The organism is Longimicrobium sp. (assembly GCF_036387355.1).
Taxonomy (GTDB): domain Bacteria; phylum Gemmatimonadota; class Gemmatimonadetes; order Longimicrobiales; family Longimicrobiaceae; genus Longimicrobium.
The window spans coordinates 1-12274 of the sequence record NZ_DASVTX010000279.1; the positions used below are offsets into that span (position 1 = coordinate 1).

Consider the following 12274-nt stretch of genomic DNA (forward strand, 5'->3'; position numbering starts at 1 on the left):
CCAGGACCGCGCAGAAACCGAAAGGCAAAGCGCGGCGTGCGCCGGAAACAGAGCCCATATCCAGTCCGGCGCCGAACTGAACCGTCCGAAAAGGCCGAGCCACGAAGCGTAACGGTGATCCTTAAGTAAATGGTATTGCGCCTTCGCGGACTGCGGCGGACTGCGTCCGCATGGGTGGCGCGGGACGCCCGAACCGCGGCGCGCCACACACTTTGTCATCCTGAGGAGGCGCCGGCCGAACCTGTCGCCGCGCCGCCGCTTGGCGCCGACGAAGGATCTACCGTCCGCTCGTTCCAACCTCGCCACCCACGCGGAAACCACGCACGCGATGAGTTTCCCTTGCGCGGTTGAAGCCCTGATCGTGGACGCGAATGCGTCCGCGAGTCAGGGCTTGCCGCTGTTCGAGCGGCGGATTCATCCGCTCAGGGAGGCCGGCGGCCGGATTCATCCGCTCAGAGAGGTCGGCAGAAGGGTCCGCCCAAGGTCCGCACGATCAATCACCGGTCCGCCCCGCCCTCACGCCTCGCCGAGTGCAACACCCAGCGCGGCCGCGAGATCGGGGACGGAGGAGAACACGTGCGCCGGGTTCTGCGCGCGGAGGGCGGCTTCTGACGTGTAGCCCCAGGTGACGGCGGCGAACGGGATTCCCGCCGCGCGGGCCGCGTCCGCGTCCCGCACCTCGTCGCCGATGCAGAGCGCGTCCGCCGCGGCGACCCGCGACCGCGCCAGCACACGCCGCAGCCGCGGCGCCTTGCCGAACACCGACGCCCCGCACTCCCAGAACCCGACACGCGCGCACACCTCCGGCCCCAGCACCCGCTCCACGTTGGGCCGCGAGTTGGAGGTCACCACGGCCAGCGCCACGCCGCGGTCCGCCAGCGCGTGCAGCAGGGGAAGCACCCCGTAAAACGGCTTGAAGTGGTGCAGGTTGGCCGAGGCCATCGCCCGCATGTGCCGCACGACGAGCGGCAGCTTCCACGCGGACACGTGCAGGTGCACCATCATCTCCCGCGCGCTCAGGCCGCGCAGCCGCTCCACGTCCGCGTCCTCGATCCGCCGGAAGCGGTACCGCTCCGCCGCGGAGTTCACCGCGCCCAGAAACCAGGGGAACGAGTCCGCCAGCGTCCCGTCAAAGTCAAAGATCGCCAGCCGGTACCGGCCTGGATCCACCATCATCCCGTCCGCCATGCGCCTCAGCCGCGGGCGGACTCCGGGGGCGGCAGCACGCGCGGCACGCCGTCCTCCACCACCACCGCCTGCCCGTGCATGGCGCGCTCGATGGCCTCGTCGCCCTCGCGCACCATGGCCGTGCGCAGCGGGAGCGTCAGGGTGAACACCGAACCCTCGCCGGGGCGCGACTCCACGCGCACCGATCCGCCCAGCAGCCCCAGCAGCTTGCGGACGATGGAAAGCCCCAGCCCCGTTCCGCCGTACTCGCGGGTGGACGACTGGTCCGCCTGCCGGAAATCGTCAAAGATGCCGCGCAGGTCGCCCGGCGAAATGCCGATGCCGGTGTCCGCCACCTGCACCTCCACCCCGTCCGGCACCGCGCGGGCCCGCAGCGTCACCGAGCCCTGGTGCGTGAACTTGACCGCGTTGCTCAGCAGGTTCAGCAGGATCTGCTTGATGCGCATGCGGTCCGTCAGCAGTACCGGCAGCGTGTCGGGAACGTCGGCGATCATCCGCAGGCCGCGGGTGCGGGCCATGGGTTCCAGCCCCTCCACCAGTTCATCCACCAAGGGCCCCAGCGCCAGCGGCTCCAGGTGCAGCGGCATGCGCCCGGCCTCGATCTTGGCCAGGTCCAGGATGTCGTTCACCAGCGCCAGCAGGTGCTCGCTGGCGCTCTGCACCCGCTGCAGCGCGTCGTCCTGCCGGTCCGTAAGGTCGCCGTAGATGCGCTCCCGCATGAGCGCCGTGTAGCCCAGCAGCGCGTTGATGGGGGTGCGCAGCTCGTGGCTCATGCTCGCCAGGAACTCGCTCTTGTGGCGGTACGCGCGCTCCAGCTCCTGCCGCTGCCAGGCCAGCTGCCGGTTCTGGTCCGTCAGTTCCGACGTCGCTTCGCGGATGGACTCCTGCAGCCCCGCGTTCACCCGCGCCAGCTCGCTCGCCAGCCGCGCGTTCTCCACCTCGTGCGTGCGGTCGTGCAGGATGCTCACGACCACGGCCGTGGCGCCGTCGCCGTCGCGGATGCGGGCGCAGATCAGCTCGGCGGGAAGGTCGCGCGGGGCGTCCGTTTCCCGCAGCTCCACCCGGGTGACGGCGGCGGCTTCATCCCCCGCGGTGAACTCCTCCACGGCGGCGAACACGCGCTCGGCGTTGGCGGCGGCGCGCGGGTCGGGCTCGCCCTCCGGCCGCGGCCCGAACAGGCGCTGCGCCTCGCGGTTCATGAGCATCACCGCGCCGCGGTGGTCCGTCACCACGATGGGGGCGCCGGCGTGGGCCAGCACCAGGTTCAGCTGGTCGCGCTCGGCGCGGGCGTTGGCCTCGGCCTGCCGCGCGCGCCGCACCTGGTGCCCCAGTTGATGGGAGGTGTTGCGCAGCTCCGTAACGTCGCGCAGCAGCGAGACCGTGCGGTCGTCCGGAACGGCGGTGCCGTGCGGCAGGGGCGCGGGCACGGCCTCAAAGCGGCGCTCCGCCCCGGTGTGCGGGTCCACCAGCGTCAGTTCGCGCGGCTCGCCCTGCGCCGTGTGCGGGCGCGCCAGAAAGGAGGTGAACAGGTAGTTGTTCACCTCCGCCCGGCGCCGCTGCTCTTCCGGCGCGTCCGGCGCGGCGGAGAGCAGGGAGCGCGCACGCCCGTTTTCCAGCAGAATGCGGTTGCGGCCGTCCGTCACCAGCACGGGGTCCGCCAGCGCGTCGCAGATCGCGCCGTACAGCCGCGAGCGGCGCTCCGCCGTGTCACGCGCGGCCTCGGCGGATTCCGCCCGCCACCGCGCGTGCAGCGCCGGCCCGAGCGCCTGCAGCACCTCCGCCGCCACGGCGCGAGCGCCGCCGTCCGCATCCCCCGCGTCCACCAGCAGCACGGCGAAGGCGGCGTCCTGCGCCCCCGCGAGGGGAAAGGCGACGCCGCGCCCCAGCGCGTCCATGGCCTGCGGAAGCCCGCCGGCGAGCGCGCGGGAGACGGCCTCGGCGGCGGGGCCGGAAGACACGGAGCGCGGCGGCTGCCCGGCGGGCACCCAGGCCGGGTGCTCGCGAAGCCCGGCGCCCTCGCGCATCAACACCGTTTCCAGCCGCATGCCGGCGGGCTCCAGCGCGGCGGCGGCGGCGCCCAGCAGCGCGTCCGCAAAGCGGGGCGCACGCAGCACGCGGTCCATTTCGCGCGCCAGGTCGGGCGCGCGGCGCGGATCAGCCACGCGCGAACACCAGGGCCAGGGCCGCGATCACCACGCCCACGCCGGCCTTGGCCACCGTGGCAATCAGCCGTCCCAGAAAGGCGCCCCACCCGGCCCGCAGCGCATCGCGCCACTGCGGCCCGCGCGTCATCTCCAGCAGCACCGCGCCCGCGAAGGCACCGATGAAGGCGCCGATCACGCTGCCGACCAGAAAGACGGGGACGCCCACGAAGGCGCCCACCAGCCCGCCCAGAATGGCGCCCCACGCGGCGCGCGGGCTGCCGCCGTACATCCGCGTGTACCGGGCGCCCAGGGTGAACTCCACCACCTCGCCGGCGATGGCCAGAACGACGGCGGCGGCGAGCGCGGGCCAGCCCAGCCGGGTGAAGTCCGTGGCCCACGCGTATCCCGCCATCCCCAGCACCTGCAGCCAGGTGCCGGGAAGGCCGAAGGGGATCAGGACGAGGCCCGCCACCTGGCACAGCGCCAGCAGCGCGTACTCCATCAGAAGTATTCCGAGGAGAGGCCGGCCATGGTGGAGCCGGATTCCTGCTGCGGGGCCGCGGAGCGCCCGCCGGAAAGCATGTTCAGCTTGAGCTCGAAGTCGCTGGGGTTGGTGGCCGCGGCCTTGGCGACGGCGTAGTCCACCTGCCCGCTCATCACCAGGTCCATCAGGCACTGGTCAAAGGTCTGCATGCCGTACGTGGTGCGCCCCTCGGCGATGTGCTCGGGGATCTCCGACACGCGGTTTTCGTCGGCGATGCAGTCGCGGATGGTGCCGCTCACCACCATCACCTCCGCCGCCAGCACGCGCCCCTTGCCGTCCTTCTTGGGGAGCAGGCGCTGCGAAACGACGGCTTGCAGCTGCTCCGCCAAGCGCAGGCGCACCACCTTCTGCTCTTCCGGCGGAAAGGTGGCCACCAGACGGCTGATGGTGCTGGCGGCGTCCTTGGTGTGCACGGTGCTGATGACCAGGTGCCCCGTTTCCGCGGACTTGAGCGCGATGTCGATGGACTCCGTGTCGCGCATTTCGCCGATCAGGATCACGTCCGGGTCCTGCCGCAGCGCGGCGCGCAGCCCCACGCGAAAGGTGTCCGTATCGATCCCCACCTCACGCTGGGTGATGGAGCAGTTCACGTCGCGGTGCAGAAACTCGATGGGGTTCTCCAGCGTGACGATGTGCCGGCGCATGTTGTTGTTCATGAAGCCGATCATGGCCGCCTGCGTGCTGCTCTTGCCGGAGCCCGTCACCCCGGTGACCAGGATGAGCCCGCGCTCCAGCGCCGCCACGTCCTGCACCACGGGGGGCAGCCCCAGCGCGTCCAGCGTGGGGATCTCAAACGGGATCACCCGCATGACGATCATGAAGCTGCCGCGCTGCTTGAGGATGTTCACGCGAAAGCGGCCCACGCCCGGGAGGCCCCAGGAGCAGTCGTAGTCCTGCAGGTTGTCCAGCGCCAGCCGGTCGCGCTCGTTGGGGATGAGCTTGAGGGCGATGGCCCGCGTCTGCTCGGGGGTGAGCCGCTGCTTGGTGAGCGGAATGAGCGACCCGTTGATGCGGGCGCGGAACACGTCGCCCGCCTTGATGTGCAGGTCGCTGGCCCCGCGCTGCACCGCCGCGGTGATGATGTTTTCCAAGCTAGTAGCCCGCCTTCTTGTCGACGGTGTTGCGCAGGGGCCCGCCCGACGCGTACCGCCGGATGTTTTCTACAATCAGGTCCGTCTGGCGCCGCCAGAACCGGTGCGACGCGCCCGAAACATGGGGCGTCACAAGAACATTGGGAAGAGTCCACAGCGGCGAGGCGTGCGGCAGCGGCTCGCGCGCGAACACGTCCAGCCCCGCCCCGCGCAGCCGGCCGGCGCGCAGCGCATCCACCAGCGCCTCTTCGTGGATGACGGCGCCGCGCGCCACGTTGATCACCACGGCGCCCTCCGGAAGCAGCGCCAGTTCGCGTGCGCCGATCAGCCCCTCCGTTTCCGCGGTGTGCGGCACGGTGACGACGAGGTAGTCGGCGCGGGGGAGCAGGCGGCGCAGCGCGTCGTCGCCGTGCAGCACCTCCACCCCGTCCGGCCCCTCGCCCCCGGCGCGGCGGCTGGCGACCACGCGCATGCCCAGCGCCGCGGCCCGGCGCGCGACGGCCCGCCCGATGCCGCCCAGCCCCACGATGCCCACGGTGCCCTCGCTCAGCTCGCGGACGGGCGATTCCACGTCGTCGAACGGCTCCTTGTCCCAGCGGCGCTCGGCCTGTGCCCGCACGGCAAAGTCCAGCCCGCGGGCAAAATGCAGCATCATCGCCAGCACGGTATCCGCCATGGGCTCGGCATAGATCCCGGCCGCGTTGGTGAGCACGATTCCGGAATCCGCGAGATCGCGCAGCGCGCCGCCCACGCCCGCGGAGGCCGTGTGCGCCCACCGCAGCGTCGGCGCGGCGCGGACGATCTCACCCGGCACGCCGAAGCCCAGGTACACCTCGGCGCCGCGCACCGCCTGCAGCACGTCATCCGGGAGCGCGCCCCCGCCGTCGCCCCGGCCGTCGGCGGGGGCGTCGACCTCCACGGCCTCCCACCCGTCCGGCAGCGCGGCGCGGATGCGGTCCACGGCCCATTCGGGGATGGACCAGGCCGGTCGCGAGTCCCGCAGGTGGATGACGAGGCGGCGCGGCGCGTTCATGCGGCGGAGCAGGTGGAAGTCGCGGGGCGGAAAGCGAATACGCAGTATACGGCGCCGATGCGTGGCGGGCCATTCCGGCACGTGACGTTGCGCAGCGGAACGCCGATCCGCTTGCGCAGCGTCTGCCGTTTCTCACGGCGGCTACGGAGGTTGGCACGGTGGTCAGGGAGAAAGGACGGACGGCACCAGCGAGTCTCGAACAGAGGCACTGAGACACAGAGGAGGAACAACGGAAGGGGGATTGAGCAATCCTGCTTTTTGGACTGTCCTCTCCGCGCCTCTGCGTCCCTCCGTGATGGTCTTCCCTGCTGTTCCCCGCCGCGACCTCCGCCCCCACCGTCTCCGCGCGAGCTGCAGGAACGCCCGGGCCGAAAAATCGGGGCCTCCGCACGGCAGAGGCCCCGATCAGTTCCGCGAAACGGACGGGCTCAGGGCTGGATGGTGACGTTGAACGTCGCGCTGTCCACTGCCAGGTCCTTTTCCCACGAACGCGCGTACTTCATCCGGATGGCGGTCTGCCCGGGCGCGAGGGGGCGAAACACCCACCGCTCGTGGCCACCCTGCCCCGCCATCGGGGGCTGCCCGGGGAGCGGGGCAGGCGTCACGTAGTCGTTGCTCATGAGCATCAGCAGCCGCGCATCCAGCGAATCCGCCAGTGTCCACTGGTAGGCGGTGGTGCCGTTGCCCGCCAGGGTGATCGTAAAGTCCTGTCCCACCCGGGCGCGCACCGGCGTCCGCGGGTCGGAAATCCGGGTGTCCCCCGGCCGGACCGGTGCGCCGGCGGGCGGGGCGGACGGGCGCTCGGCCTCATCGCCGGGACGGGCGCAGGCGGACAGGAGCAGCAGCGGAATGAGCAAAAGGCGCATGGCGGGTCCGGTGGAAGGAGAAGGACGACGCGGGAGTGACGCTTCACTATACCGCGCGGGCCACCGGAACGCGACAGTCCTCGTGCGAGAACGGCGACCGGGGTCCCGCATGCGCGGAAGCCCTGGGGCTCCTCCCATCATCCGCCCGGCGGATCAGCCCAGGCCCAGCACGTCGCGCATGGAGTACGCGCCGGGAGCGCGGCCGGCCAGCCACTTCGCCGCGCGCAGGGCGCCTTCCGCAAACAGGGCGCGGTCCTGGGCCACGTGCCCCAGCGTCACCCGCTCCCGCTCGCCGATGAACATCACCTCGTGCTCGCCCACGATGTCGCCGCCGCGCACGGAGTGGAATCCCACTTCGCCGACGGGGCGCTCGCCCGGCCGCCCGCTGCGCCCGTCCACCCGCACGTCCGCGAGCGCAACGCCCCGGCCGGCCGCGACGGATTCGCCCAGCGCCAGCGCGGTGCCGCTGGGTGCGTCCACCTTGCGGCGGTGGTGCGCCTCCACGATCTCCACGTCGTACTCCGTCCCCAGCGCCGCCGCCGCCTTTTGCGCCAGCGCCAGCAGCACGTTCACCCCCACGCTGAAGTTGGCGGCCTGCAGCACGGGCGAGCGGCGCGCCTGCGCGTCGATGCGCCGCTGGTCGTCCTCATCCAGCCCCGTGGTGCCGATGACGAGGGCCACCCCGGCCAGCACATCGCCGTGCATCTCCAGCAGCCGCGCCAGCAGTTCGGGGGAGGAGAAGTCGATGACGACGTCCGCGTGGCGGATCCACTCGCCCGCGGTTTCCGGCGTGGCCACCACGGGGCAGCCGATGTCGCACCCGCGCTCGGGGATGCGCCCGATGCCGCCTGCGAGCGCCATTCCGTCCTCCTCCCCGATCATCCGCGCCAGCTGCGTCCCCATGCGCCCCGTGGCGCCGCTCAGCACCACCCGCACCGGCTCCGCCATTCAGCCCGCTCCCAGCAGGCCCACGTCGCGCATGGCCGCCTGCAACTCCGCGCGGACGGCGTCGCTCACCGGCACCAGCGGCAGGCGCGGCTCGCCCACGTCAAAGCCCAGCAGTCCCACCGCGGCCTTGACCGGGATGGGGTTGCCCTCGCGGAACAGCGCGGCCACCAGCGGCAGGTAGCGCAGCTGCAGCGCGCACGCCTCGGCCGTGTTGCCCTCCAGGAATGCCTTGGCCATCCGCGAGGTGTCGCGCGGGGCGATGTTGGCCAGCACGCTGATGACGCCCTTGCCGCCCAGCGACATCACCGGAACGATCTGGTCGTCGTTGCCGCTGTACAGGGCCACGCGCCCGCCCACCCGGCGCGCCACCTCGGCAATCTGCGAGATGTCGCCGCTGGCTTCCTTGATCCCCACGATGCGCGGGTCCGCCGCCATCTGCTCCACCGTTTCGGGGAGGATGTTGCACGCCGTCCGCCCGGGGACGTTGTAGACGATGACGGGCAGGTCGCCGCCCGCGTCCATCACCTTCTGAAAATGGGCGACGATGCCCCGCTGCGGCGGCTTGTTGTACGGCGGCGGGGCGATGAGCAGCGCATCGGCCCCGGCTTCACGCGCCGCGGCGGCCACCTGCGCCACCTGGGCCGTGTCGCTGCCGCCGCAGCCGGCCACCACGGGAATGCGTCGCTCCGCGGACCGCACCTCGTCCGCCACGGCGCGCACGGCTTCGCGCTGCTCGTCCAGCGACAGCGTGGCCGCCTCGCCGGTGCTGCCGTTGACGATGAGGGCGTCGGTGCCTTCGCGCAGGTGAAAGCGCACCAGTTCGCGCAGCACGGCCAGGTTGGGCGCGCCGTCGCGGCCCATGGGCGTCACGAGGGCGACGCCGGAGCCGGTGAACAGGGTCCCGCGGTCCGCGGAGGAGGTCATCCGTCTAGATGTTGTTGAGGTCCATGACGTCGCCGGGCAGCACGTCGCCCTCGGCGTCGTCCGGGTCCAGGTCGCGCTCCGTGGTGTCGCGGAAGTCGTCCGCGGCCTCGTCGCCTACGTTGTCGTAGAACGAGCGGAACACGGTGCCGCCGCACTTTTCGCACGCCATCCCCGGCTCGGGCTGCTCATCCTCAAAGAAGTAGTCCTTGCCGCACTTCTCGCAGATGAGGGTCAGCACCTGAACGGGGCCCTCGCCCGCCGGGTTGTCGCGCGGCTGGTCGGTGGCGTCCGCGAACTGCGCCGGGCCGGCGTCGCTGCCGGAATCGTATCGTCCCTGCGGATTGGTGGGGCCGTGCTCTGACATGCGGTCTCCTCGGGTGAAAAACGGGTCGCCGGCGAGGGGTGCACAACGTGTACCGGACGGGGGAACTGCAGGGAATAGGGAATAGGGAATAGGGAATAGGGAATAGGTGGACGCGGCGCGGGACGGCGGCGGCGCGGCCTTCACACTACCGTTCCGCACCCGCCCCCGCTCACGCGACCCAACTCCGCACTCCGCACTCTGCACTCTCAGCCGACGGGGCGGTCGTCGAACAGGGCCACGGCGCCGCGGATGACGCGGTACAGAAACCACAGGAACACGCCGACCATCACCAGGGCCATCAGCAGAGTGGCCATCATGGACGCGTCCAGCATGAACATCAGAGCCAGACCGCCGATCAACGCGCCGGCAATCCACCAGAGCGTGGCCCAGAAGGTGTCGATCTGCCAGTCCAGGTGCGACTCCAGCCACGTGCCGCGCGCCTCGTCTCGCTTCACATACGCCAGCACCACGGCAACCACGGCCGACAACAGGCCCAGCGGCGCGAACCCCATCAGCGCGTAGTTCACGATGGCGATCGTCTTGACGGACGACAGGCGCTCCAGCACGGGATCGGGATGCCACGCCGGCGGCTGCGGCGCACCCGGGTACTGCGGCTGTCCCGGCCCGGGAAACAGCGGCGGCATGCCCGCGGGCGGAGCCGCCGTGCGCGGTGAAGCCGCGGCAATCGGCCGGCCGCAGTGGATGCACGCGGGCGCCGCGTCGGAGACGGAGTTGCCGCAGTCAGGACAGGTGATCAGGGCCATCGGTGCACATTCTCAGGAACTCGGATCCCGCCCGGTGATCAGCGGCGGCGCGCTCGCGGCCTCGCACCCGATCACACCGTGCCACCAGTGTCAGGTTTCGTACTTTCGTACTTTCGTACTTTCGTACTTTCGTACTTTCGTACTTTCGTACTTTTGTACTTTCGTACTTTCGTACTTTCGTACTTTCGTACTTTCGTACCCTCAGTGCGCCCCGGCCCGCCGCCGCAGCTCACGCACCGCGAACGCCACCGTGTCCGCCTCCGCTTCGGGAATGCGCACGTCCGGGGCAATGCCCACCATGTCCATCCGCGTTTCCGGCAGCCGCATGGACCGCGCGCTCGGCAGCTGCAGCCGGCGCAGTCCAGATGGCAGGGTCACGGTACGCGCGTTTCCGTAGTCCGTCATTCCGCGCGTGTTCCCCGCCCCGATGACCACCACCTTGCGGCTCTGCCGCGCATCCAGCACGAACTGCTCGCAGGTGCTGGCGCACTGCCGCGCCGTCAGCAGGGCCACGGCGCGGGGCAGCGGCAGCACCTCCGGCATGCGGATCGTGCTGTCCACGGCGATCACCACGAACTCGCCGGGATGCGCCTCCATTCGCGCCAGCAGCGGGCGGAGCTGCTCCTTCAGCGCCGCCGGAGCCCGCTCCGAAGCCAGCATCCCCCGCACGTACGCCACGTTCCCCTCCGAGGCCCACGCCTCCATGCCGTCCACCCGGATGGGATCGGTGTAGAGGAGCGGCAGCACGCCGGCGTACGATTCCGTCCATCCGCCGCCGTTGCGCCGTACGTCGATCACCAGGTACGGCGTGGCGAGCAGGCGCGCCCGGTGCGCGGCAAGCAGGCTGTCGATTCCCGCCTTGCGCCGCTGCCCAAAGTCGCTCAGCACCAGCACCGCCGTGCTGTCGTCCGGATAGCGGATCGCGTACGGCGCAGGCGGTGCGGCGGTCGGACCCGTCGTTGCCGCGGCGGGCTGCGCGGGGTCGGGGTCGGGCTGCCAGAGCGAGAGGTGCGGATCGCGAAAGAAGGTCGTCCACCGCTGCAGCGCGGCCGTGCACGCCCGGTCGTCCGCCGCGGCCTCCACCGCGGCGCGAACGCTGTCCGTCAGCGCGGCAAACGCGGCGCGGCGCTCCGCGGCGCCCGTCTTGTCGCGATACCCGGCGTAGTCGCGCTCCACCATCGTTCGCGTGGAGTCCCAATCCGCCGCGCACCCCGGATCGGCGGCGGAGCGGGGGGCGGTCCGGCCCGCGGCGAGCATGGCCGCCCCGGCGACGCAGAGGACGGCGGAGGTGGAGAACATCCTGCGCATGGGACCCCCGGGGGATCAGGTGAGGCGAGCGAGCGGCTCAGTGCTTTCGGCGGAGAGAATGCGGCGGATCCACTCGGCCGCGGCGTCCAGGACGGCGTCCCCCTGCTCGGCGTGCGGAGCGTGGCCGGTGTCGGCGAAGGTAACGACCTCCACCGGACCGGCGGACGCGGCTTGGATGGCCTGCACCTGCGCCATCGTTCCGTACTCGTCCGCATCGCCCTGTATCACCAGCGCGGGAAGGCACACGGAGGGGAGCAGTTCCGCGATGGACCAGGCGCGGAACTCCGGCCGCAGCCACACCTCCGTCCATCTGCCGAACGTGGCGTCCACGTCCGCGTGATGGCGGGCCAGCCGCGTCCGCATCTCCGTCGTGCGGTAGCGCTCCGGCAACCGGGCGATGCTGGTGACGGTGCAGTCCTCCACGAACACGTGAGGCGCTTCCAGCACCAGCGCACGGACGGCGGAATCCGGAAAGCGCGCGGCGTGGATGAGGGCGATGGACGCGCCGTCGCTGTGGCCGAACAGGATGGCGTCCCGCACACCCGCCTCGCGCAGCACCGCGTCCAGCACCGCCGCCTCATCGTGCATGAATTCGGTAGGGCGCGGCAGCGGCGCGGGATCGGATCGGCCGTAGCCCTCGCGGGCGTACACCAGCGCGCCGCACCCGCACGCTTCCGCCAGCCGCGCCGGAAAGCCGCGCCACGTGCTGACCGATCCCAGCCCCTCGTGCAGAAACACGATGGTAGGCGCGTCCGCCGCGGCGGGGCCGTGCCACGCGTGCTCCAGCCGCGCGCCGCGAACGGTCATCCACCCGGCGCGCGGCGTTTCCATAGGCCAGACGCGGTTCAGCGCAGGCCGATGGCGCGGAACACGCGCTCCACCACGGGGCGCGCGACGGCGTCGGCGCGGCGGGCACCCTCGGCCAGCACCTCGTCCACGTAGCCGGGGCGGGCCAGGATCTCCTCGCGGCGGGCGCGCATGGGGGCAAAGTACTCCCACATCACCTCGAACAGCCGCTGCTTGAAGTGGCCGTACCCCACGCCCCCCGCGCAGAACTGATCCTTCATCTCCTGCACCTGCTCCGGCGCGGCGAACAGGCG

At 71.5% G+C, this 12274-nt stretch carries 12 protein-coding genes and 1 pseudogene; all 13 read right to left on the reverse strand.

Annotated elements, in window-relative coordinates:
* Nucleotides 1-516: 516 nt before the first annotated feature.
* Nucleotides 517-1188, reverse strand: coding sequence for an HAD hydrolase-like protein (locus VF665_RS11800; protein WP_331053637.1), 672 nt, complete (start codon nt 1186-1188; stop codon nt 517-519).
* 5 nt (nt 1189-1193) lie between these two features.
* Nucleotides 1194-3350, reverse strand: a complete 2157-nt coding sequence (locus VF665_RS11805) for a sensor histidine kinase (protein WP_331053638.1) — start codon at nt 3348-3350, stop codon at nt 1194-1196.
* A complete protein-coding gene (locus VF665_RS11810; RefSeq protein ID WP_331053639.1) occupies nt 3343-3834 on the reverse strand; it encodes a DUF456 domain-containing protein in 492 nt (163 codons plus the stop codon). The genes VF665_RS11805 and VF665_RS11810 overlap by 8 nt, the downstream gene beginning before the upstream one ends.
* Nucleotides 3834-4967 carry a PilT/PilU family type 4a pilus ATPase gene (locus VF665_RS11815; RefSeq protein WP_331053640.1) on the reverse strand — a complete coding sequence of 378 codons (1134 nt, stop codon included), beginning with the start codon at nt 4965-4967 and terminating at the stop codon, nt 3834-3836. The genes VF665_RS11810 and VF665_RS11815 overlap by 1 nt, the downstream gene beginning before the upstream one ends.
* A 1-nt stretch (nt 4968) precedes the next feature.
* Complete coding sequence (locus tag VF665_RS11820) at nt 4969-6000, reverse strand: D-2-hydroxyacid dehydrogenase (RefSeq protein WP_331053641.1); 1032 nt, start codon at nt 5998-6000, stop codon at nt 4969-4971.
* A gap of 428 nt (nt 6001-6428) precedes the next feature.
* Nucleotides 6429-6866, reverse strand: a complete 438-nt coding sequence (locus tag VF665_RS11825) for a protease inhibitor I42 family protein (protein ID WP_331053642.1) — start codon at nt 6864-6866, stop codon at nt 6429-6431.
* A 153-nt stretch (nt 6867-7019) separates the two neighbouring features.
* The gene (gene dapB, locus VF665_RS11830; protein WP_331053643.1) at nt 7020-7814 is read right to left on the reverse strand and encodes a 4-hydroxy-tetrahydrodipicolinate reductase; all 795 of its coding nucleotides are present in this window, start codon (nt 7812-7814) and stop codon (nt 7020-7022) included.
* Complete coding sequence (gene dapA, locus VF665_RS11835; RefSeq protein ID WP_331053644.1) at nt 7815-8738, reverse strand: 4-hydroxy-tetrahydrodipicolinate synthase; 924 nt, start codon at nt 8736-8738, stop codon at nt 7815-7817.
* Between the two features lie 4 nt (nt 8739-8742).
* Nucleotides 8743-9102 carry a hypothetical protein gene (locus tag VF665_RS11840; protein WP_331053645.1) on the reverse strand — a complete coding sequence of 120 codons (360 nt, stop codon included), beginning with the start codon at nt 9100-9102 and terminating at the stop codon, nt 8743-8745.
* A gap of 206 nt (nt 9103-9308) precedes the next feature.
* On the reverse strand, nt 9309-9866 hold the full coding sequence (locus VF665_RS11845) for a hypothetical protein (RefSeq protein WP_331053646.1): 558 nt from the start codon (nt 9864-9866) through the stop codon (nt 9309-9311).
* Between the two features lie 201 nt (nt 9867-10067).
* Entirely contained in the window at nt 10068-11174 is a 1107-nt protein-coding gene (locus VF665_RS11850; protein ID WP_331053647.1) for a S41 family peptidase, read from the reverse strand.
* Nucleotides 11175-11189: 15 nt separating this feature from the next.
* On the reverse strand, nt 11190-12005 hold the full coding sequence (locus tag VF665_RS11855; RefSeq protein ID WP_331053648.1) for an alpha/beta hydrolase: 816 nt from the start codon (nt 12003-12005) through the stop codon (nt 11190-11192).
* A gap of 14 nt (nt 12006-12019) precedes the next feature.
* Nucleotides 12020-12274 (reverse strand): annotated as a pseudogene (locus VF665_RS11860) (tryptophan--tRNA ligase); the annotation flags it as partial.